Raw genomic sequence first — 22,018 nt, 5'->3', positions numbered from 1 at the left:
CCGGCAGGACAGGTCTTCCTAGGTGCGCGACTCCTAGGCACAGCGGCGTACGATCCAAAGCATGAGCGGCAATGAGCTGGGGGAATTCCTGCTGGCGCGCCGGTCGCGCGTCCTCCCGGCTGACGTCGGCTTTCCCACCTCGCAGGGCCGTCGGGTGCGTGGGCTGCGGCGCGAGGAGGTGGCCGTGCTGGCCGGTGTCAGCGCCGACTACTACGCCCGGCTGGAACAGGGACGCGAGCGCCATCCCTCCGGCCAGGTCGTCGACGCGATCGCGCGTGCGTTGTGCCTGGACTCGGACGCCTGCTGGCACGTCTACCGCCTGGCCGGCCTGGTCCCGAAGACTGAGACTCCGACCTCGACCCCAGACTCGGATCGGGCCAAGCCGGAGCTGCTGCGCCTGATGCACGCCTTCCCCGGCGCGGTCGCCTACCTGGTGAACCGCCGCCTCGAAGTCCTCGCCACGAACGCCCTCGCCGACGCGCTCCTGTCGCCCCTCACCGACCCGCGCGGCATCGTGCACGCGCTGTTCTGCGACCCCGCCGCACGCGAGCTGTTCGTCGACTGGTCCTCCGTCGCCCGGGACACCGTCGCGGCACTCCGGGCGGCGTACGGCCACGAACTCCACGACCCCCGCATGCCGGCCCTGATCGACGGACTCGTGGCCGACAGTGCGGAGTTCGCGGAGCTGTGGAGCCGTCAGGACGTCGGGCGTCTGGCCGGCAGGACCAAGACCTTCGAACACCCGGACGCGGGCCGGCTGACCCTCAGCTATCAGACCTTCGAGCTCCAGGACGCGCCCGGGCAGTACCTGCTGGTCGGCAGCGCCGAGCCCGGGAGCCCGGACGCCGAACGGCTGGCACTGCTCGGGGCGCTCGCGTCAGACCTGGCCGGCGCCGCCGTCGACGTGGACCTCGGCGCCGGTCATGAAGCTGCTGCGGTCTGAGGCGCGGAAGGTCACGACCTGCGCGGCCTCCTCGGGCCTACTGGCTTTTCCTAATCGGCGAACGGCGGAGCGCCGACCAGCTTCACCAGGAACCGGTCCAGCTGTTCCTCCAGCGGGGGCCAGGGCATGTCGGGCTGATTGACGCGCAGCGAGACCGCGCCGTGGACGGCCGTGCGCAGGTCCAGGGAGACGGTCGCCGCGTCGGCCTGCGGGACCAGGCCGGCGTCCATGCAGCGACGGATCGCGGCGGTCGTGTGGTGGGCCATCTCCTCCTTGAAGGACATGTCCGTGCGCCGGTTGAGGCCGCTCTCGTGCAGCACCTTGTACAGGCCCTGATGTTCGCGCGACCACGTGCCGAGCAGCCTCGCCCGGGCGCGCAGCGCGGCCACCGGGTCGGCGGCGCTCGACTCCGCGTCGCTCGCCGCGCGCTGGAGGTCCGCGTGGCAGTGTTCGAGGGCGGCCAGCACCAGGGCGTCGCGGTCGGCGAAGTGGATGTAGACCGAGGTCGCGGCGATGCCGACCTCGCGGGCGACCGCGCGCATGGACAGTGCCTGGTCGTCGCCGAGTTCGTCGAGCAGCCGCAGCGTCGCTTCGATGATCTCGGCACGCAGGCGCTCGCCCTGGCCGCGCCGGTTGCGGCCGCGCGGTGTCGCGGGCGTGGCGGCCGGTTCCGGCGGAGTGGTCGCATCCATGGCTTCCCATTGTATGGGACGCCCTGTAGGGCTACGCTTGTAGAGCTACAGCTGTAGCCCTACGGATATTCACTTATGGGAGTCACCATGTCCCTGCCAACGCAGAGCACATTGGAAGAACTCGACCCGGTGTTCGCGGAAATGGCCGCGGCGAGCTTCCGGCCGACCGCGTCGGGAGCGCAGCTGACGCCGCGCGAGCGCACCATAGTCAGCCTCGTCGCCGACGTCTGCGAGCAGATCCTCGGAACGCCGTTCGAACTGCACGTGCGCGCCGCCCTGAACAACGGCCTCGACGCTGACGACCTTCGCGAACTGCTGCGCTTCGTCTCCTACGACAGCGGCTACCCGGCGGCGCTCGCCGCCTTGGAGCGTCTGGCAGAGGTCGAACGCTCGCACGACCTGCCCGGCCCGACAGGCCAGAGCCACCACGTGAACGCCGACGGCACCGGCAGCCCCATGCCCGCGATACTGCGCGACGAGATGAACGCCATCGACCCGGGCTTCGCCGAATACATGGACCTCCAGTCCCGGATGCGCGCCGACATGTCCCGGATCAGCGTCCGTGAGCGCTCGCTCGCCTGCATGACGGTCGACGTCATCTATCAGACCCTTGAGGAGAGCTTCCGCATCCACGTCGGCCGCGCCCTCGGCGCGGGCGTGACGCCCGACGAGGCCCGGGCCGCCGTCCGCGCCACCGCGACGTTCGGGATGACGCGGGCGTGGCGGGCTTTGATCGTGCTCGACGGGCTGCTCATCGATCTGGAGGTGTAGCAGGGGACTGCGCCCTGACGTGATCGCCTTCGCTACCCGAACGTGAACGAGTAGGCGCTCAGCCCAGGCGACAACGTCACAGTCAGGGTGCTGCGTTCCGGGGCGGAGCGGTCGACGAGCGTGGAGATGTTCGGCGCCCCGGACACCGGATAGCTGGTGGTCTTCCCGTCCACGGTGGCGGTGACCGTGCCGGTGCCGCCGACGTCGAGGTATACCTTGCCGGCCATGAAGTTCAGCTGGATGCCGGCGTTCTGTCCGGCGGTCAGCGATTGCGAGTCGACCGTCCAGGACCCGGTGAGAGCGAAGTCGTCGTCGGGGACGGACGCCGGGTAGGCGAAGGTCTGCGTCCCGGTGTGGAAAGTGCCGGCGGCGCCGGGGGCGAGGTTGTTGGCGCGCTCGGCGCCGAGGTAGGTCTCAGGGGTCTGCGCCGCGTCGGTGGGGGTGGTGTCGGGGAGGTCGGTGGCCGGCGGCAGGGCGAGGCCGCCGGGGTGTGCGGCGGTGAGGAGTTGGCGGATCAGCGACTCAGTGTTCGAATAAGCACCCTCGCCGACCGAGGCGAACCGGACCTGGCCGGTGGAGTCGATGAGGTAGTCGGCGGGCCAGGAGTCGTTGCCGAAGCTGTTCCAGGTCGTGTACTTGCTGTCGAGCGCGACCGGGTACGTGATCCCCAGGCGCTTCGCTCCGGCCGCGACGTCGCCGGGGTCGGCCTCGAAGGTGTACTCGGGGGTCTGCACGCCGATCACCACCAGGCCGTCGGCCGCGTAGTCGGTGTACCAGGCCTGCACGTGCTTGATGGCGCGCTGGCAGTTGATGCAGGAGTAGGCCCAGAAGTCGACGAGGACGACCTTGCCGCTCAGGGAGGCCGGGGTGAGTGCGGCGCCCGCCGGGGTGTTGTACCACTGCTGGATGCCGGAGATCGTCGGAGCCCTGCCGCAGTCGCCCAACGCGGTCATCTGCGACTGGACGCAGTTCGCGAGTGCCTTGGGCGAGGCTGGCGCGAGGGCGTGTGAGGCTCCTGACTTGTCCAGCGCGGCGTTCAGGTTCGAGGTGTAGTCGGGGACGGCGCGCTGCAGGGCGTCGGTGACGTTGAACGTGAGCGCCACGGCCAGCGCGATGACGACGACGCCGGCCGTGATCCGCACTCCGCGCTGCCGGTTGCGGAAGGCCCGCACCCGCTCGGCCACCCGCCGCCCGGCCAGGGCGAACGCCAGCAGCGGCAGCGCCGTGCCGACGGCGAACGCGACGGTGAGCGCGACCGTCCCGACCCCGATCCGCCCCGAGGCGCCGGCGACGGTGATGGCCGCGAGCACGGGACCGGCGCAGGGCACGTAGACGGTGCCGAGCGCCAGCCCGAGCACGAAGCCGCCGTGCTCGTCGGCGACTTGCCGCTGCGGGATGCGGTTGAAGGGCCGCTCCAGCAGGTCCTCGACGCGCGGGAACATCATGGCGACACCCAGCAGCACCAGCACGACCAGCCCGGCCCACCGGATGATGTCCTTCGGCACCGGCAAAGCGCTCACCACCAGCGTCCCGAGCAGGGTGAAGACGCTGAAGCTCAGGACCAGCCCGGCCACGATGAGGTACGGACGCCGGCTGGCCCGGCGCGGTGACGGGTCCGCCGGTTCCGGCGCTCCCGGGCGGCCGGCGCCGCCGGCCCCGCCGGTGAAGAACAGCACCGGCAGCATCGGCAGGACGCACGGCGAGATGCCGGTGATGAGCCCGCCCACCAGCCCGATCAGAACCAGAGTGATCACGTCTTCATCCTGCATCGGAAGACTGACGGTCTGCTGACGACCCGGGCTCCGTCACCAATCTGTAAGGAGGCGGGTGCACCGGCAGGTGCGTACTTTGCGACGGCCCGGGCAGCCTGGTGGGTCTGGGACCATCGGCAGCGGGTCGCGGCCTTCGCGACAGCACTCGGTCGGGAGGTGCCACTCGTCGAGATCTCCCGCTACGAGTCAACCTGGCTACTGAGCTGCGGCGTTTTATAAGCAGGAGGTGGGGGACTGTGGAGGAGCCAGCAGGCTTCGGTGAGTTCGTGGCGGCACGAAGGGCCGTACTCTTTCGTGCGGCGGTGCTGCTCACCGGCGATGTGCATCTCGCTGAGGACGTGCTTCAGGCGACGTTCATGCGGGTCTGGCTCCGGTGGCGGTCAGTCTCGGCGATGGAGAACCCCGACGCCTACGTGCAGCGCGTTCTGGTTTCCGTCTTCCTCTCGTGGCGACGCAGGAAGTCGTGGCATGAGACGCCCAGTATCGCGATACCGGACGTGGTCCGCGAAAGCCGGGCGGCCGAGATCGACAGCCACATCGACCTCATGACTGCGATACGGCGACTGCCGCCGCGCCAGCGAACGGTGATTGCTTTGCGCTATCTCCTGGATGCCAGCGAGGCCGAGACCGCCGCTGCCATGAGCTGCTCTATCGGGACGGTGAAGCGCCAGGCGCACAGGGCTATCGGCAATCTAAGAGTCGAGCTGGAGAGACATCAGCTACGAGGTTCAACGGTAGGGGAGGAATCATGACCGTCGATCCGCTCAGTGAAGAATCGGTGCGTACTGCTGTCCACGAGACATTTTCGCGTTTCGTGCCGACTACCGAAATCGACAGCTTCCAAAGCGACGTTCTCTCCGGCGCGCGTCGGCTGCGTGCGACGCGTTTGATCTCGGGAGCGGCGGTCGGCGTTGTGGTGCTTGGCGGTGCGCTGTTCGCCTCAGCTGCGATCGGACGGGGTTCGGGCCAGCAATCCACGGCTGTCGTGGCTGCCCCGCCGCAGTGCCCCACCGATCTGAACGCGGCCCGCGCCAACGCGTCAGGTCATATGCAGGACGGCTCGAACAAGTCGCTCGTGCCCGGACATCCTGTCATCGGTGCCTACTGCGACTACGTGTCCACTGTCACGGCGCCTATGAGGTCGTCGACCTCGCTGAAGAAATCCGGGACGTTGTCCGGGCCGGACTTCACCACTGTCCTCAGCGCCGTGCGCACGAAGCTGGTCGTCGGAGAGGTCGGCTGCGCGCCCACTCTGACTGGCGAGCACCTGCTGGTGCTGTTCCGATACGCATCCGGCCCTGATGTCACAGTCTCTTTGGACCTCCGCGGGTGCCCGGGGGTGAGCAACGGCGCTGTGAGCGGCATGTTCGCTCCGGCCGGTCAGACGCCGCCGGCGTTGGCGGCGCTGGGTGTCGACCCAGGGGCCACGAGCTCGCCGAGCGGCGGGCAGACCCCTGGATCGACTCCCCTTGGAGGGCCTTCTACAACGCCGTAGCGTGCCCGGCCGGTGAGAGATCCGGAGCGCTGTCCGTGATTCCCCAGTCGGTGACCTGCCCCGTCGCCGCACTGACCGTGACCGTCATGGTCGTACCGGTCGGCACGCGCCCCTTCGCCGCCAACCCCGCGTTCTTGGCGGCGAAGTGGCCCGTCATCTTGATCACGTAGACGGCGTTGTCGCCGGTCGTGGCCGTGTTGAGGAGTTTGTCCGCCTGGGCCCTCGTCGTCGTGACGAAGGAGATCGAGCTGGGCTTCGACTCACCCGAAATCTGGGCCTGGGCCAGACCTATGGTCCGCAGTGCCGACGGTGCCGCGGCCGCGGACAGCGGCTTCGCCGCGGGCGCTGCGACGGTCGTCGCGCTGGAACAGTTCCCTCCCCAGGCCATCATGCCCGAGTAGCCCGGGGTGCTGCCATCACTCGACAGACCCCCGTAGAGCGGACCGCTGTACTGGTCGAACAGCGACTCCGGGACAGGGTGCCATGTCCAGTTGGGGTCCGCGTACTCGAAGTTGTAGGCACGTGCTTGGAGTGCCAAGGTGTTGGTCGTGCTCTCGGCACCGACCTGACCACCCTCGGCCCAGTCGCCGTTGTAGGTCGACTCGCCGATGTACGACCCGGCACGGTAGACGTTCCAGTTGCCGTTCCCGAGCCACTTGAAGTAGACCTGGGTGTCGGTCGTCGTACCCCCGCTGATGTAGTGGCCGTGGTAGCCCCCGCCGTTGGGCCGGTTGTCGGCCCAGAACCAGTGCCAGCCGGCGGGCACGCCCTGGCTCTCTCCGGCCTGCAGGCCCTCCTCGACCCAGGTTCCGGCCCCGGTGTTGTCGTTCGTGTCCATCCACAGTTCGAAGTTGAGTTCGCTGTTGTTGACGTCGCCCACCTTGAGGCAGGGGGCGTGCAAGTCCGCTGCGATCTCGTTCAGTGGGTACGCGGGTCCTCCGAACCGCGGACCGAACACGGCTATCTCATAGCAGTGATACACGCCGTCCAACCCGCTGTACTCGCCCCCTGAGCAGCTCGTGAGTGCCGCCGCGGGGCTCGCGGAGCCCACACCCATCGCCGCCATCAGCGCCGCGAAGGCCGACAACGCCGCCAGCCGAGGCCGCAGGCGTCCTGTCCGAACGAGCGATTTACTGCGCCTCGATATACCAGACACAGGCCAAGTCCTTCCGTCCTGACGGAACGCCCCCCAAGGGCACCCCGCAGCCCCCGTCCGACGCCGGCCGGCATCGAATCGAAAATTAGTTCCCTGCGAAGGTATAGCAGTGGCCTGCTTTTGAGAAGATCTCAGCTTTCGCTCCGGCCGACCTGGTCGACGCGCTCGTCGAGTAACCCGCGTCCCTATCAGTCAGCGAGACGAGATCCGGGCCGTGGCCGGACAGGCCGGCGCGGCTCGACCCCTCCACGAAAGGGACCATCGATGACTCGCATCCGTCTGGGCGCGCTGGCCGCCGCGGCGGCGCTCGCCGCCCCAGCGTTCGCAGCACCCGCACATGCGGCGACGACGCCGCGGTACAAGCTGACTGTCGTCGGCGGTGCCGGCACGGAACTGTTCGGGATCGACAAGAACGGAGACGTCTTCGGCATCGCCGACGAAACGGGAGCCAGGGTGCAGGAGGGCTTCCTGCTGCGCGCCGGCACCACGAAGATGGTGTTCCTCGGCTCGCCGGGCGATCCGGCGAATTCGAACTCTGTCTCCAGCCCCGAGGCGATCAACAACAACGCGGCCGTCGTCGGTACGGCCACGTCGTTCACGACCGGCAACCAGGCCGCGGTCGAGTGGGCCGGCACCGCCACCCCGATCGACGTCGGCGCGAAGGTCGGGCTCCAGAACCTCGTCGCCACGCCCGCGTTGACGGCCATCAACGACAACGGCCTGATCACCGGGTTCGGCTCCAACCGGGGCGATGTCGGCTTCACAATCAGCGGGAGCACCGTCACCAGGCTGCCGGCGCTGCCGGGCGGCGGCGTGGACGTCGAGCCGATCGCCGTCAACGACTCGGGCCTGATCGTCGGCCAGGCCGACACCAGCACCTCGGACTTCCAAGCTGCCGCATGGCAGAACGGCACCGTCAAGACGCTCGGCATGCTGCCCGGCAGCTTCACCTCCGAGGCGCTGGCGGTCAACTCGGCAGGGCAGGCCGTCGGCGCCGATGTGGAGACCGCGGACACCGACGCGCACGCCGTGCTCTTCGCCAACGGCACGGTCACCGACCTCGACGCCCCGGGCACCGGAGCCGGCGACGCCGTGGCGCACGCGATCAACGACAGCGGTGTGATCGTCGGCGTCGGCGGCAACGGTCACGCGTTCGTCTACCAGGGCGGCCAGGCCGCCGACCTGAACGGCCTGATCGCCCCGGGATCCGGGTTCACGCTGCTCAACGCCGAGGGGATCAACAACGGCGGCGTGATCGTCGGGACCGCCTCCAACAGCGCCGGCCAGACGGTCGGCTTCGAACTCACCCCGATCGCGTAGGGAGTCTTTCGATACCGGGTTCGGCACCGTGGTCGGCCGGGCGCCGCGCATTTCACGGAATCGGGTGTGAGCTGCGCCACGCGGGTAGGCCGTTTGTGCCGGGCGCGGTGCCTCCGGGGCCGAGTATTCGCAGGTCAATGCTCTGTGATACTCGGCTTCGAGGTTGGGGGTGCGCGGGTATGTCCGAATTACCTATGCAATGCATACGCAGTTTTGCAGACGACACGGGAACTGCCGATTTGCGAGTGTGGCTTGGGCAAGTTACTTGCTCGCCACTACGGGTTGAGGGGGACATTCATGCGATTCGAAGTCCTTGGACCGCTACGGGTCATCGATCGTGGTGAGGCGGTGGTCATGACCGCCCGCAAGATCGAGACCGTACTCGCCACCTTACTCATCAAGTCCGGCCAGATCGTCTCGGTCGACCAGCTGGTCACCGAGATCTGGAGTCAGGATCCACCGCGGCGCGCCGTCAACAGTGTCTACGTATACATCTCACAATTGCGCAAGATGCTCGGGCGGCTCAGTGGGGAACCACGGATCCTGACGCACGCTCCCGGCTACTCACTCGACATCCACGACGAGGAGTTCGATCTCCTCATCTTCCAGCGGCTGCTCGCTCAGGGCCGCGAGCGGGCGCGCGCCGGGCGCCACGAGGCGGCCGACCGCTTGTTCACCGAGGCGCTCGGGCTCTGGCGGGGCCCGACGCTGTCCGGCCTCTACGACGGCCCGGTCGCCACCAGCTTCGCCGCGTGGACCGAGGCGATGCGCATGGAATGCACGGAGAACATGATCGACTCCCGGCTGGCCCTGGGCCGGCATCGGGAGCTGGTCGGCCTGCTGTCCAACCTGATCTCGGAGTTCCCGCTGCGCGAGGGGTTCTACCGCCAGCTCATGCTCACGCTGGAGCGCTGTGAGCGGCGGGCCGACGCGCTGGAGGTCTACCAATCCGCCCGGCGTACGCTGCGCGGCGAACTCGGGCTCGCACCCGGGCCCGCGCTGCAGGCCGTGCAGCTCAGCATCCTGCGTGCCGACGATCTCGTCGGCGCGCCCGTGGCGGCATGAGAGGACGGTGCCGCGCCATGCCTGATTCCCGTTGGTTCCGTACGTTCCACCCCGGCCCCGAGGCCGGCCCCCGGCTGGTGTGTCTGCCGCACGCGGGCGGCGCGGCCAGCGCCTTCTTCCCGCTGTCGACCGCGCTGGCCGGGCGGGTCGAGGTGCTCGCCGTGCAGTACCCGGGCCGCCAGGAGCGGCGGGCCGAACCGGCGATCGAGAGCATCCCGGGCCTGGCCGAACACCTCGCCGGGCTGCTCGAACCGCTCACCGGGCGGCCGCTGGGGCTGCTCGGCCACAGCATGGGCGCCTCGGTGGCCTTCGAGCTCGCGTCCCTGCTCGGCGACCGGGTCGCGGCCCTGTTCGTCTCCGCGCGCCGCCCGCCCTCGCGCGCACTGCCCGAGACCGTGCACATGCTCGACGACCACGGCATCCTGGCGAACATCAGGGAGCTGAGCGGCACCGACGCCCGGTTGTTCGCGAACGAGGACCTGGTCCGGCTGGCGATGCCGGCACTGCGGGCCGACTACCGCGCGCTCGGGGCCTACCGGCCGGACCGCCAGGCGCGGCTGGACGTCCCGATCAGCGTGCTGGTCGGCGACGACGACCCGCTCACGCCGGTGGACTCGGCCCGGGGGTGGGCCGCGCACACCGACGGCCCCTGCGACACCCATGTGTTCCCCGGCGGCCATTTCTACATCAACGGATGGACGACGCACGTGGCCGAGATCGTCGCGCGCACGCTCCAGACGGTGGCCGTCACGGCCTGAGGCGACGGCCGGCGGCGTTCGGCGGGGACCGGCTGGTCCCCGCCGAACACTGTCGACCGCTCGAACGCCGGAGTGCTCGAATACCGGAGCACCTGACACCGGGAGTGCTCGGACACCGGAGCACCGGAGCGCCTGGACACGGGAGCGCTCGAACACCGGAGCGCCCTAACGCCGGAGTGCCCGAATACTGGAGTGCCCGAGCACGGAGCACCGGAGCGCCCGAACGCCGGGACCGCCGCAGCACCGGAGTGCCCGAGCACCGGAGCACCGGAGCGCCCCAACGCCGGAGTGCCTGAGCACCGGAGCGCCCGAACACCGTCGAACGTGCGCTCCGGGCGCCGGTCAGACCGCGCGCTACTGCTGTGTGCTGCCGATGCTGCGGGCGAAGCTGAAGATGTTGTGCGGGTCGTAGGTGTTCTTGATCTCCAGCAGGCGCGGATAGTTGCCGCCGTAGTACGAGGTCTGCCAGTCCGTCAGGCGCATGTCCGGGAAGTTCAGGTAGGACTCGCCGGTGGAGACCGGGTCGAGGGTCGCGAAGCCGCGGTCGGACCAGGTGTCGAGCAGCTGCTGTTCGGCGGCGGGCGGGGCGGGGTTCAGGGTGTGGCCGGAGAAGATGGTGATGAACTGCGCGTCGCGATGCCAGTAGGCGGTGTCGGTCCGGCCGACCTCGTTGGCCACGCCGCCGGTGGCGGTGAAGGCGATGTAGCGCTCCTCGCCGGCGTAGCGGTCGGCGTCGAAGGCTTCGAGGGTGGCGGTGAGGGCGGAGCCCTGCAGCGGCTGGTTGAAGATGCGGTTGCGCTGGCTCAGCCAGCCGGTGCGGGGCAGCTGGGCGACCGGGTTCACCCCCACCCGGTGGCACTGGTCCACGCTCAGATCGCCGCAGCCGTAGTTGTTCATCATCACGTCCTGATACGGCATCGTCTGCACGTGGCTGCTGGTCGGCGTGGTGCCGGTGGCCGCGGCCATGGCGGCCAGGCCCTGCTCGATCTCGTCCTGCGCGCCCCAGTAGCCGCCGGACAGCACGACGACGGGGGTGTTCGCCGGCGCCGCGTCCGGAAGCAGCACGAGCATCGTCGAGCCGAAGTCGTGGGTGCTCTGGATGCTCCACTGCTGCCAGTACTCCAGCAGCGCCTGCGCCTTGTCCCAGCTCCACACGGTGCTGAAGTAGACCCCGGTGGGCTGGTCGATGGGTTCGACCTCGAAGTCGAGCACGACGCCGAAATTGCCCCCGCCGCCGCCGCGCAGCGCCCAGAACAGGTCCGGCTCCTCGGTCGCCGAGGTCCGCACGACCCGCCCGTCGGCGAGTACCACCAGCGCGGAGCGCAGCCGGTCGGCGCCGATGCCGAATTTGCGGGTCTGGAAGCCGACGCCGCCGCCGGAGATGAACCCGCCCGGGCACACGTCGGGGCACGCGCCGGTGACCACCTGCTTGCCGTACGGGGCCAGCGCGTTGAGCTCGTCCACACCGGGCAGGCCCGGGCCCAGGTGCACGGTGTCGCCGGTGACCTTCGCGTGGTTGAACTTCGAGGTGTCGATGATCAGGCCGGTGCAGGTCGACCAGCCGCACAGGTTGTGCCCGCCGCTGCGCACCCGGAACGGCACCGCGTTGTTCTGCACGAAGGCCAGACAGGTCTGGACGTCGGCGACGGTCTCGCAGTAGGCGATGCCGGCCGGGTTCACCGCGTCGTACTCGGCCAGATAGAGCTGTTTGGCCTGGGGATAGGCGGAGTCGCCGGGCAGCACCAGGGTGCCGGTCAGGCACGCCGCGAGCTGCTGCCAGACGCCCGTCGGCGGCGAGGCGGACGCGGTGGCCGCGAGCGAGCCGGTCACGGCGAGCGCCGACGCGCCGACGCCCAACTTGAGGACCTGCCTGCGGTCGAGTCGTGGGTTGAGCACTACTCCTCCTACGGTGTCAGGTGCCCGCGACGGGCACGGGACCGGAAACCTCGTCGGTGAGCCGCAGATGCGCGGGGATCGGGGGTGGATCGGCCAGGTCGTGCCGGAACGTCTTCGTCTCGGTCTTCGTTCCGGTCTTTGTTTCGGCCTTCGTTTCGGCCTCGGCCTCGTCCTCGGCGAGGACGGAGAAGCCGTTCGCTGGGTAGAAGCCGCTGAACGCGGAGTTCTTCGCGGTCGGCCGGTATTGCGCGAGCACCTGCCGGGCGCCCAGCCCGGGGGCCGTGTGCAGCAGCCAGGCCAGGACCGCCTGCTCGACGCCGCGGGCGAAGACCCGGCAGCTGAGCAAGAAGTTCTCCAACCGCAGCGTGTCCCCCTCGCGCCGGGCGAACACGGCGCCGACCAGCCCGCTGTCCCCGAACCTGTCGCCGACGTGCACGCCGAGGACGAGGTGATCGGGATCCTGCGCCCGCCGGGCCACCTCGGCCGGGTCGAGCCGGGCGCCGGTGAGGTTGAACTGGTTGGTGCGCAGGGTGATCTGCGAGATCCTGGGCAGCTCGGCGGCAGTCGGCCGGGCCACCCGGACGTGCAGCTGGAGCTGGTCGAGGTAGTCGTCCAGGCCGTCGAAGGACGCCCGGAAGTCCTGGCGGCTGACCTCCTCCCGGTACCTGGCGGGCCGCGCGTGGTCCTCGGCGGTCAGCTCGCGCACGTCGAACCAGCCCTCGCGCAGCAGCCGGCCGGCGTGCTCGGCCGGATCGGATCCGAGCTCGACGACGGCGACCTCGGGCAGCACGGTGCGGACCAGGCCGCACTCGGTCGGGCTGTCGTCGGCGAACACCAGGGCGTCCAGGCCGATGTTGAGCTCGGCGGCCAGGTCCCGCAGATTGCGCGGCTTGGCCGACCAGTTCGCCGTGACGCGCACGAAGTCCTGCTCGCGCAGCGTCATCCGGGGCCCGCGGAGCATGTCCAGGACGGGGTCGAGGTCGTTCTTGCTCGCGACGGCGAGCAGCACGCCCTGCGCGCCGATCTGCCGGGCCAGCCGCTGGAACGAGCTGAACGCCTCGCCGCGCAGGCCGTGCCCGACTTCCACGCCGTCCGGGCCGTCCTCGCCGAGCACGCCGCCCCACAGCGTGCCGTCGAGGTCGAGCACGAGGCACTTGCGGGTCCGCCCCGCCAGGTGCGCGCCGAGGTGGCCCAGTTCGCGGGCGAGCCGGCCGAGCAGCGCGTCGGACAGATGCGCCTTGGCGTAGGCGTCGAGCCTGGCGTCCTGGACCGCGACGCCTTCGGCGACAAGGGTGTCCAGGTCCAGGACGAGCACCGCGGGGTGCCGCTCGCTCAGCCGCAGCAGCCGGGCGTTGGCCTCGCGCCAGACGGCGCCGAGGCGGGCCCGCGAGCGGTGGTCGATCAGCTGTGCGGCCAGCGAGCGCGGCAGCGGCATCGTGGTGAGCGCCAGCGTCCCGGAGTTGCGCGCGGCGAACCGCTCGCAGAGGCCTTCGATCACGCCGAGCCGGCGCTCGAAGACCTCGGCGACGTCGTCCGGGCCCCACGGCAGAGGCAGCTCGTCGGCGATTACCGCGGCGTCCAGCACCGCCACGGTCAGCTGCGGCTCGGCGGCGTAGAGCCGGGAGTCCGGATCGCCGAGTTCGAAGACGTAGCCGTCGAAGGCCGCCTGGTAGGGCTCGATCAGCACGCCGTGCCCGGCCAGCCGCGCGCTGAGCGCGGGCAGGAGCGCCGGCAGGGTGCCGTGGCCGGTCAGGGCGACGCGCAGGGTCGGGGTGGCCGGATGCTCGGCGCGCACCTGCCGCGGATCGAGCCGGGTGAGCAGTCGGCCGGCCTGGAGCACCTGCTCGTCGGTCAGATCGCGCAACAGCGCGGGCAGGCGCGGGAAGGCGGCGGCCAGTGCGCCCTCGCGGTGCAGCGCGAGGAGTGCGGCCGGCGCGTCGGTGGCGCCGGCCAACGGGTCTGGGGATGCTGCTGTGGTGGTCACTTCCGCCCCTCGCCGGTGGATTCCTGGTGGCGGAAACCATCCTCGGCAGGGGTGCTAAAGCGGTCCTTGCGCCCGGGCACGCCCGCGGTACGCGACCGATATCGCACCGTAACAATAATCTGAGACGCTCAGCGGTGCGGGACGGAATCGTACAGTGATGACCGCAGCTCGCGAAGCTGATTCATCGTGCGTTCGCCCCGTCTGGACAGAGGGTTTGGTGTACGAACCAATACTGCTCTGTTGCGGTGGGTAAGCGAACGGCTGATAATAGGGCTATGACAGGGCCCTGACGGCCCTACGGGGACGGCGGCATAACGGGGTGCCGCCGGGGATGCGGTTCAGGCACGCCGACGCCGTGAACGGGAGACATACCCGGCGCCGATGGCGGCACAGCCCAGGCGAGCCGGGACTTCCGCTGCCGCCTCGCCGAACGGCGACGGCCGGCAGCCGGTTTCCCGACCCCGCGGCCGTATGCCGCGAGCGTGCCGCCTCGACCCGTTCGGCGGCTGCCCGCCGGGCGGGCAGCTGAGAGGACCGGGAGCTGATGACCGATTCACCGTCCGCCGCATCATGCCGCACCGCGACCCCATCCGAGGCCATCAGATCCGCCAGATCCGCGGAGAACGCCCGCCTGCTGGGCACGCTCGACACTCTGGTGCCCCACGGGGGCCGCATCGCGCAGCTCATCGGCGAGGCGGGTTCGGGCAAGAGCCGGCTGCTCACCGACCTGGCCCGGGAAGCCGACCGGCGGGGATTCAGGGTGCTGCGCGCACACTGTGCCGAGCCGACGCGGCAGGTACAGTTCGCGACGCTGCTCAGCGCCCTGACGAGCGCCGCGGAGGCGGACGTGCCGAACGACGGCGCGCCGCCGGCGATCTGCACGGTGCTGCGGGAGCTGACCGGGATCGCCACCGAGCGCACGGACCCGGCCGGCGTCGAGCACGCCGTGCTGGCCGTGCGCGCTCTGCTGCAGGAATGGGCCGAGGGCGACGGGGCGGGCCTGGTCCTCATACTCGACGACTTCCACTGGGCGGACGAGGCCTCGGTGGCCCTCATCGAGTGCCTGATCCAACGCCCGGTGACCGCTCCGCTGGTGGTCGCGCTCGGGCTGCGGCCGCGGCAGCTGTCCGCGCGGCAGGTCGGCGTGCTCGGCGAGGGGGTGAAACTGGGGCGGGTCGACGTGACCGAACTCGGCCCGCTCACCCTGGCCCAGTCCGCCGAACTACTCGAACTGCCCGAGACCGACCCGGTCCTGCGACGGCTGCACGAACAGGCCGAGGGTAATCCGCTCTATCTACAAACCCTGTGGGACCGGCGGACGGCCGACGGCGGACGGGACCGGGGCGACGCCTTCACCCAGCGGCTGCTCAGCGAGACCGCGCTGCTGTCCCCGCACGAGTCGCAGGTGGCCGCCGCGGCCTCGGTGCTCGGCGAGCGCTTCGACCCCGACGCCCTGGCCACGGTCGCGCAACTGGACCTGGAGCAGGTCGGAGTCGCCGTGGACGCGCTGTGCGGGCGGGACCTGCTGCGTCCGTCCTACCGCGGCTTCGAGCTGGCCTTCCGCCACCCGCTCGTCCAGCAGGCGTTCTACGACCAGACCGACTACCGCTGGCGCGCGCAGGCGCACCGCCGCGCCGTGCAGCTGCTGCGTGAACGGTGGACCCCCAGCACCGAGCTGGCCTGGCACATCGAGCACTCGGCCGACCCCGCCGAACCCGCGGACGAGGAGGACATCCAGGTCCTGATGCGGGCGGCGGCGGACGTCGTGGGCTACGACCCGTCCACCGCCGACCGATGGATGCGCTCGCTGCTCGGCCTGCTACAGAACGCCGGGGACGGACAGGCGGTGGCCGACCTCCGGGTGCGCGCCACCATCATGCGGACCACGGCCCTGACGGCCTCAGCCGGCGCGCCCGAGCTCAGCCGCCAGGTGCGTCTCATCCTCGGGCTGCTGCCCGGTGCCTCCGCGCGCGCCCGCGCCGAAGCGATCGTGTTCTGCTGCCTGCTCGAAGCCGCGCTCACCCGGCACGTGGAGGCCAGGACCCTGCTCTACCAGGAGCTCAGCGACCTGCGCGGCCTAGACCCGGCGGACGCGGGCCGGCTGATGATCACCCGGGCCACCGTGGAGGTCCTCACCGGACGGCTGCCGGACCGCGCGGGGCTGGCCGAGGCGCTGGAGCTCGCGCGGCGGCACGGGCTGACCGCGCTCCAGGCGGGGGCGCTGGCGCTGACCGGTCTGTGCGAGCTCTGGTTCGAGGGCTCGGCGGCGGCCGTGGCCACCCTCGGCGAGTGCGCCGAACTGCTCGACGGCCTCGCCGACGCGGACGTCGCCGCACACCCGGAGTTCCTCGCCCTGCTCGGCTGGTCCGAGGCGCTCGCGCTCCGGCTCCCGGCCGCCGAACGCCATCTGACCCGGGCGTTCTTCGTCGCGCGGCAGGCCGGTAACCGGCACCTGTTCCCGGTCGTGCTCAACGGCCTGTGCTTCACCTTCCTGCACGCGGGCCGGCTGGCCGAGGCCCGCCGGATCCTGGGATACATCGACCGGATGCTGGTCGACGTCAACCGGGGCACCCAGCGCGCGGTCACCCGGGCGCTGCGGGTGCACGGCGCGGTGCTGGCCGAGCCGGCGCAGCACGAAACCGACCAGGCGAACCCGTCCGCGCGGATCGCCGACGCCTTCGTGCCGCTGGACCTGGGCTGGGCCCAGATCGCCGCGCTGTGCCTGTCGCAGGCCGCGCTGATCGCCGGGGACGCCGAGCTGTGCGCCGCGCTCGTCTCCGGCGGCGGCGGTCCGGACCTGGCGAACATCCCCGCGGTGCGCCGGCCCGCCGCGTACGCCGAACTGGCCAGCGCCGAGGCCGCCGCCGGGCGCCCGCCGGGGCGCTGGGCGCGGCGCGCGGCGGAGGCGGCGACGCTGCCCGAGCACCGGCCCTATCCGCTGATGTGCGGCGGACTGGTCGCCCGGGAGCGGGGCGACCACGCCGCGGCCATCGAGTGCTTCCTGGAGGCGGCGGCGGCCTTCGGCGCGCTGGGCATGGGGGTCTGCCGGGCTTTCATGGTCGAGAGCGCCGCCGACTGCGCCGTCCGCCTCGGCCGCACCCGGCAGGCGGAGACGCTTTTCGGCGAGGCCAAGCAGCTCGCCCGGTTCTGCGGCGCTGAACGCGTCTACCGCAGGATCGACGCGGCGGCCGAAGGGCTGCTGCGAACCGAGCCCGAGGCCGGTGACGACCTGCTGGCCGCGCTCACCGAACGGGAACGGCAGATCGCCGCGATCGCCGGCCGGGGCAAGCGCACCCGGGAGATCGCCAGCCAGCTGCGGCTGAGTCCGCGCACCGTGGACGTGCACCTGAGCCGGATCTACCGCAAGCTCAACGTGAACTCGCGGGCCGCGCTCGTGGCCCGGCTCGGGACGATCGGCGGCGACTCGGCGGGGCAGTAGCTCGGCGGCTCGGTCTCTGTTTCTGTCTCGGTCTCGGTCTCGGTCTCGGCCGGGCCGGTCCCGGTTCCGGTTCCCCGCGCGGCTCGTCACAGCACCTCGTCGAGGTGGCCGATGAGCGCGGCGACGGTGGGGTGCTCGAAGAAGACCGCGGCGTCGATGTCGATACCGGAGCCGGCCAGCAGCCGGGTGCGCAGCTCCAGCGCGCCGAACGACGTGAGCCCGAGGTCGAGCAGGTGCTCTTCGGAGCCGATGCGCTCCGGGTCGGGCAGCGCGAGCACGGCCGCGATCTGGGCGCGCAGCAGCGCGCCGAGCAGTTCGGTCCTGGCCTCGGGCGTGGCGTCGGCCAGTTCGCGGCGCAGCGCGTCGAGGTCCACCGCGGGTGCCTGCTCGGGGCGTCGCGGGTCGGTGCCGTCGGCGAACAGGGCGGCGTCTCGCGGCGCACGCGCCGAGTCGGCGAAGGCGATGCCCGCAGCCGAGCGGTCCGTGGCGTGCGCGAGAGCCGCGACGATCGGTGCGTACGGCAGCGTTGCGGCCCCGTCCGGGGCGATGAGGTCCGCAGCCACCCAGAGGCCGGGCAGGCCAGCGGCGAGACGGCGGCGCACGATCGCGTCGGCGAGCGCGGCGAGTGCCGCGTCCGCACCGTCCTGCGGACCGGGAAGCAGGCCGCGCACCGGAACGAAGAGCACGAAGGCATCGAGATCGAGCCCCTCGGCTGCCTCGGCGAGGGCGGGCAGCGCGCGGCGCGCGGCCGCGGTGTCGCGCGCGGGGACGTAGATGAGCCCTGATACGCGATGTCCGTGCTCGGTGTCACCGAGCGCCTTGCCGAGCGCGGCGCGGTCCGCGAAATCGCAGGACAACACGCTGATCGCGGTGCCTTCGGCGGCCAGGCGCGCCGCGAGATCGCGCAAAGCTGCGCCGTCCGCGGTTTCTGCGGCTCCCACGGCTCCCACGGCTTCCACGGCTTCCACGGCTTCCACGGCTTCCACGGCTTCTGGGGCTCCTGCGGCTTCGGGCACGAGCAGCACGAGGTGCGCGGCGCCGGCGGCCGTCAGCCACCGTGCCGCGTGCGCGGTCAGGTCGACGTCTCCGCCGAGCAGCGCGACCGCGCCGCTCGGGCGCCACCGGCCGCCTGCCGGCCGGATCGGGGCGAGGTCGAGGCGCGCGGCGAAGGCCTCGGCGCCGCGGATCGCCAGCCGCTCGTCCTCGCTCGGGGCGGCGAGCAGGGAGCCGAGCCGTTCCCACGTCTGCCGGCCAGGCGCTGCGGGCAGGTCGAGGACCGTGGCCCGCGGGCCCTCGCACGCGGCCCTGGCGGCCAGCGCCGCGCCCCAGAGCTCGGCGCGTTCGGGTTCGGCCGGTGTGTCGTCGAGTCCTTCGACGCTCGTCGCGCCGCGGGTGATCAGCCACAGCGGCGCGTCGAGGCCCGCCAGGGCCAACGCTTCGATCACGGCCGGCGCCGTGTCCCGGCCGTCGGGGCCGAGCAGGTGCACGATGCCGCGCGGCGGCCGGTGCGCGGCGGCACGGATCGCGTCGGCCCAGGATTCCGGGTCCCGGCCTGCGCCGGTTGGTCGGAGCGAGAGGACCTCGGCGCCGCGGTCGGCCATCATGCGAGCCATCGCCTCGAAGTCAGCCTCGAAGTCAGCCTCGGAGCCAGTCTCGGTATCGGGCTGGCCGTTGATCTCCGTGTGGGCCAGGTCCGGCCCCGGCGCCCCGACGAGCAGCCAGGTCCCGTCCAGCCGCGGGTGCTGAGCGCCGCTCGGCAAGGGCCGCCACGTCGGTCGGCGGCGCAGCGCGAGCGAGCGCCGCCGGTCCTCGATCGCAGGTCCCAGCGCGGCCAGAGCCGCGCGCTCTCCCGCGTCGAGCCCGAGGTCGGCGACCAGACCGTCGAGCTCCGCGCCGAGCGCGGTGAGCGGATCGTGCGCCGTGTCCTTCGCCGCCGGCGCGGCGTGGTCGAGCCAGTAGCGCTCCCGGGTGAAGGGATAGGGCGGGAGGTCCACCCGGCGGGCCGGGCCCGGGCCGAAGGCCGGGGCCCAGTCGACCGGGACGCCCCGCGTGTGCAGCGCGCCCAGCGCGCTCACCACCGTATAGGCCTCAGGGCGGCGGCTGCGCAGCAGCGCGACGGCCGGCGCGGGGTCGTCGCGGCCTTCGAGGCAGGTGGCGACCATCGCGCTGAGCACGGGGTCGGGACCGAGTTCCAGATAGGAGGTGACGCCGAGGCGGTCGAGGGTGGCCACGCCGTCGGCGAACCGCACCGGATTCCTGATCTGCCGCACCCAGTAGTCCGGCGTGCACAACTGCTCGGGCTCGGCGAGGTGGCCGGTGAGGTTGGCCACGATGGGGATCGCAGGCCTGTGATAGGAGACCTGTTCCGCGGCGGCGCGGAACTCGTCGAGGATGCCGTCGGTGTGCGAGGAGTGGAAGGCGTGCCGGGTGCGCAGCAGAGTCGCTCGGCCGCCCTTCGTGCGCCACCGGTCGGCGACGGCGTCAAGCACCTCGGCGTCTCCGGCGAGCACGGTGTGGCGGGGGCTGTTGAACGCGGCGACGGACACCTCGTCCTCGATGCCTGAGAGCAGGCCGGCCGTGGACTCGGCGTCGGTGTTCAGCGCGAGCATGGCGCCGGGCGGCATCGTGTCCATCAGCCGGGCCCGCTTGGCGGCCAGGGCTGCGGCGTCCGGCAGCGAGAACACGCCGGCCAGATGCGCAGCAGTCAGTTCACCCAAGGAGTGACCGATCAAGTATCCGGGAGTCACTCCGTAAGTGCGGACCAGGGCATAGAGGGCGGTCTGCAGGGCGAAGAGCGCGGGCTGGGTGTAGAGGGTGCGGTCGAGAAGCCCGGCCTCGGGCGTGCCCGGCGCTGCGAACATGATCTCGCGCAGCGGCCGCGGCAGATGCTCGTCGAAGCAGGCGCACGCGTCGTCGAGCGCGCGGGCGAATACGGGTTCTGACGCGTAGAGCTGCTGGCCCATGCCGGGACGCTGGCTTCCCTGGCCTGTGCACAGGAACGCGGTCGTGCCCGCGCGCGAGCCTGTTCTGCTGTGCGCGCTGCCGCGCACGACGTGCGGGGACTGCTCCGCCTCGGCCAGTGCGGCCAGCGCGTGCCCGGCCACTGCGTTGTCCGTGGCCACCACCAGCGCGCGCTCGTCGAGTCGCGTGCGCTCGGCGAGCGCACGACCGATGTCGGTCAGATCGACGGTGCCCGCCTCGACGAGGTCGCGCAGCGCGTGGGCGATGCGGCGCAGCGAGGCGTCGCTCTTGGCGGACATGATCAGCGGTACGGCCTGCGGCTGTCGCCGGGGCTCAGGCGTCGGGGTCGGTTCGGTTGCCGGGGCTGGTGTGGGGGCTTCTTGCAGGATCAGGTGGGCATTGGTTCCGCTGATGCCGAAGCTGGAGACGGCGGTGGTGCGAAGCTTGCCGTCGGTGGTGGTCCAGGGGGTGTTCTCGGTCAGCAATTTCAGGGGCGTGTCGGTCCAGTCGTGGTGAGGTGTGGGCTCAGTGATGTGCAGCGTTCTGGGGTGTGTTCGGTGATTGATGGCGAGGGTCTGGGTGATGATGGCGGCGATGCCGGCGGCGGCTTGGGTGTGTCCGAGGTTTGATTTGACTGAGCCCAGATGGAGCGGCCTGGTGCGGGCGCGGTAGGCAGTGTGGAGGGCACCCGCTTCGATCGGGTCGCCCAAGGTGGTTCCGGTGCCGTGGGCTTCGATGGAGTCGATGTCGTCGGGGGTGAGGCCGGCGTTGGTGAGGGCCTGCTGGATGACGCGGGTTTGTGCGGGTCCGTTGGGTGCGGTGAGGCCGTTGCTGGCGCCGTCTTGGTTGATGGCGGAGCCGGGGATGATGGCGTGGATGTGGTGGCCGTGACGCTGTGCGTCGCTGAGGCGTTCCAGCAGAATCAGCCCTGCACCCTCTGAGAAGCCGGTGCCGTCGGCGTTGGCGGAGAAGGGTTTGCAACGGCCGTCCGGGGCCAGCCCGCGCTGCCGGCTGAACTCCATCAGCAGGCCGGGAGTGGCCATGACGGTGGCGCCGCCGGCGAGCGCGAGATCGCATTCGCCTTGCCGCAGTGCGTGGCTGGCCAGGTGGACGGCGACCAGCGAGGAGGAGCACGCGGTGTCGACCGTCAACGCAGGACCCTGAAAACCGAGGGTGTAGGCGATACGGCCCGAGGCGATGCTGCTTGCGTTCCCCGTCATCAAGAAGCCCTCAAGCTCGGGCGGGACCGCGTTCGCGAGCGGTACGTACTCCTCGGCCACCAGCCCCGCGAAGACTCCGGTGTTGCTGCCGCGCAAGGCGGCCGGGCTCAGGCCCGCGTGCTCGATCGCGTGCCACGCGACTTCCAGCAGCAGCCGCTGCTGCGGATCCATGGCCAGCGCCTCGCGCGGGCTGATGCCGAAGAACGCCGCGTCGAACTCGGCCGCGTCGTACAGGAAGCCGCCGTACCGGGTGGTGATGGTCCCGGGGTGGTCCGGGTCCGGATCGTAGAGCGCCGCCAGGTCCCAGCCGCGGTCGCCGGGCAGCGGGCCGACCGCCTCCCGCCCCTCGGCGACCAGGTCCCACAGGTCGTCCGGTGCGGCGACGCCGCCGGGGAACCGGCAGCCCATGCCGATGATCGCGATCGGCTCGCGGGCCGCGTCCTCGACCTCGCGCAGCCGCTCCCTGGTCCGGTGCAGGTCGGCGGTGACCCACTTGAGGTAGTCGACGAGTTCCTTTTCGTCCGGCATCGCGTTCGCTCTCCTCGG

14 protein-coding genes and 1 pseudogene are annotated in these 22,018 nt (G+C 71.2%); 8 read left to right on the top strand and 7 right to left on the bottom strand.

The genetic code is table 11. From position 1 onward, the window contains the following. Positions 1 to 61: 61 nt before the first annotated feature. The gene (locus ABH935_RS30150; RefSeq protein ID WP_370381326.1) at positions 62 to 943 is read left to right on the top strand and encodes a helix-turn-helix domain-containing protein; all 882 of its coding nucleotides are present in this window, start codon (positions 62 to 64) and stop codon (positions 941 to 943) included. On the opposite strand, the gene ABH935_RS30145 is transcribed toward ABH935_RS30150, so the two are convergent. Both ABH935_RS30145 and ABH935_RS30140 read right to left on the bottom strand, forming a co-directional pair. After that, positions 878 to 1,066: an SDR family oxidoreductase gene (locus tag ABH935_RS30145; RefSeq protein ID WP_370381430.1), complete on the bottom strand. Its 189-nt coding sequence runs from the start codon at positions 1,064 to 1,066 to the stop codon at positions 878 to 880. The two genes, ABH935_RS30150 and ABH935_RS30145, sit on opposite strands and share 66 nt — an antisense overlap. Continuing rightward, the gene (locus ABH935_RS30140) at positions 994 to 1,635 is read right to left on the bottom strand and encodes a TetR/AcrR family transcriptional regulator (RefSeq protein ID WP_370381325.1); all 642 of its coding nucleotides are present in this window, start codon (positions 1,633 to 1,635) and stop codon (positions 994 to 996) included. The genes ABH935_RS30145 and ABH935_RS30140 overlap by 73 nt, the downstream gene beginning before the upstream one ends. Before the next feature lie 87 nt (positions 1,636 to 1,722). Between ABH935_RS30140 and ABH935_RS30135 the strand changes: the two genes are divergently transcribed. Further along, entirely contained in the window at positions 1,723 to 2,406 is a 684-nt protein-coding gene (locus ABH935_RS30135) for a carboxymuconolactone decarboxylase family protein (RefSeq protein WP_370381324.1), read from the top strand. Positions 2,407 to 2,438: 32 nt separating this feature from the next. Here ABH935_RS30135 and ABH935_RS30130 read toward each other — a convergent pair whose 3' ends face one another. Beyond that, complete coding sequence (locus ABH935_RS30130; RefSeq protein ID WP_370381323.1) at positions 2,439 to 4,160, bottom strand: cytochrome c biogenesis protein CcdA; 1,722 nt, start codon at positions 4,158 to 4,160, stop codon at positions 2,439 to 2,441. A 254-nt stretch (positions 4,161 to 4,414) separates the two neighbouring features. Here ABH935_RS30130 and ABH935_RS30125 point away from each other — a divergent pair, with 254 nt between their 5' ends. Further along, entirely contained in the window at positions 4,415 to 4,930 is a 516-nt protein-coding gene (locus tag ABH935_RS30125; protein ID WP_370381322.1) for a SigE family RNA polymerase sigma factor, read from the top strand. After that, complete coding sequence (locus ABH935_RS30120; protein WP_370381321.1) at positions 4,927 to 5,673, top strand: hypothetical protein; 747 nt, start codon at positions 4,927 to 4,929, stop codon at positions 5,671 to 5,673. Before ABH935_RS30125 ends, ABH935_RS30120 begins: the two co-directional genes overlap by 4 nt. Here the strand turns inward: ABH935_RS30120 and ABH935_RS30115 are convergent. Further along, a complete protein-coding gene (locus ABH935_RS30115; RefSeq protein WP_370381320.1) occupies positions 5,660 to 6,760 on the bottom strand; it encodes a hypothetical protein in 1,101 nt (366 codons plus the stop codon). The two genes, ABH935_RS30120 and ABH935_RS30115, sit on opposite strands and share 14 nt — an antisense overlap. Positions 6,761 to 7,093: 333 nt before the next feature. Here ABH935_RS30115 and ABH935_RS30110 point away from each other — a divergent pair, with 333 nt between their 5' ends. The 3 genes from ABH935_RS30110 (at position 7,094) to ABH935_RS30100 (ending at position 9,972) form a co-directional block, all read left to right on the top strand. Then, a complete protein-coding gene (locus ABH935_RS30110; protein ID WP_370381319.1) occupies positions 7,094 to 8,149 on the top strand; it encodes a hypothetical protein in 1,056 nt (351 codons plus the stop codon). A 354-nt stretch (positions 8,150 to 8,503) separates the two neighbouring features. Further along, positions 8,504 to 9,214 carry a BTAD domain-containing putative transcriptional regulator gene (locus tag ABH935_RS30105; protein ID WP_370381318.1) on the top strand — a complete coding sequence of 237 codons (711 nt, stop codon included), beginning with the start codon at positions 8,504 to 8,506 and terminating at the stop codon, positions 9,212 to 9,214. 17 nt (positions 9,215 to 9,231) lie between these two features. Next, a complete protein-coding gene (locus tag ABH935_RS30100; protein WP_370381317.1) occupies positions 9,232 to 9,972 on the top strand; it encodes a thioesterase II family protein in 741 nt (246 codons plus the stop codon). A gap of 354 nt (positions 9,973 to 10,326) precedes the next feature. On the opposite strand, the gene ABH935_RS30095 is transcribed toward ABH935_RS30100, so the two are convergent. Both ABH935_RS30095 and ABH935_RS30090 read right to left on the bottom strand, forming a co-directional pair. Beyond that, entirely contained in the window at positions 10,327 to 11,868 is a 1,542-nt protein-coding gene (locus ABH935_RS30095; protein WP_370381316.1) for an FAD-binding oxidoreductase, read from the bottom strand. A gap of 16 nt (positions 11,869 to 11,884) precedes the next feature. Then, on the bottom strand, positions 11,885 to 13,852 hold the full coding sequence (locus ABH935_RS30090; RefSeq protein WP_370381315.1) for an HAD-IIIC family phosphatase: 1,968 nt from the start codon (positions 13,850 to 13,852) through the stop codon (positions 11,885 to 11,887). A 544-nt stretch (positions 13,853 to 14,396) separates the two neighbouring features. On the opposite strand from ABH935_RS30090, the gene ABH935_RS30085 reads away from it, so the two are divergent. After that, positions 14,397 to 17,291 (top strand): AAA family ATPase, encoded by a 2,895-nt coding sequence (locus ABH935_RS30085; protein WP_370381314.1) that lies wholly within the window; start codon positions 14,397 to 14,399, stop codon positions 17,289 to 17,291. Between the two features lie 86 nt (positions 17,292 to 17,377). Here ABH935_RS30085 and ABH935_RS30080 read toward each other — a convergent pair. After that, positions 17,378 to 21,997 (bottom strand): annotated as a pseudogene (locus ABH935_RS30080) (beta-ketoacyl synthase N-terminal-like domain-containing protein); the annotation flags it as partial. Positions 21,998 to 22,018: the final 21 nt, after the last annotated feature.

This window comes from Catenulispora sp. GAS73 (assembly GCF_041262085.1).
In the GTDB taxonomy this organism is placed as follows: Bacteria; Actinomycetota; Actinomycetes; order Streptomycetales; family Catenulisporaceae; genus Catenulispora.
Note: the sequence above shows the minus strand (reverse complement) of the source record. Positions and strands in the feature narration are given on the sequence as shown.

What these genes read in the sequence shown, in the direction of transcription:
- ABH935_RS30150 (WP_370381326.1), top strand. Translation starts at nt 62, where the DNA reads ATGAGCGGCAATGAGCTGGGGGAATTCCTGCTGGCGCGCCGGTCGCGC.
- ABH935_RS30140 (WP_370381325.1), bottom strand. Translation starts at nt 1,635, where the DNA reads ATGGATGCGACCACTCCGCCGGAACCGGCCGCCACGCCCGCGACACCG.
- ABH935_RS30135 (WP_370381324.1), top strand. Translation starts at nt 1,723, where the DNA reads ATGTCCCTGCCAACGCAGAGCACATTGGAAGAACTCGACCCGGTGTTC.
- ABH935_RS30120 (WP_370381321.1), top strand. Translation starts at nt 4,927, where the DNA reads ATGACCGTCGATCCGCTCAGTGAAGAATCGGTGCGTACTGCTGTCCAC.
- ABH935_RS30110 (WP_370381319.1), top strand. Translation starts at nt 7,094, where the DNA reads ATGACTCGCATCCGTCTGGGCGCGCTGGCCGCCGCGGCGGCGCTCGCC.
- ABH935_RS30105 (WP_370381318.1), top strand. Translation starts at nt 8,504, where the DNA reads ATGACCGCCCGCAAGATCGAGACCGTACTCGCCACCTTACTCATCAAG.
- ABH935_RS30100 (WP_370381317.1), top strand. Translation starts at nt 9,232, where the DNA reads ATGCCTGATTCCCGTTGGTTCCGTACGTTCCACCCCGGCCCCGAGGCC.
- ABH935_RS30085 (WP_370381314.1), top strand. Translation starts at nt 14,397, where the DNA reads ATGACCGATTCACCGTCCGCCGCATCATGCCGCACCGCGACCCCATCC.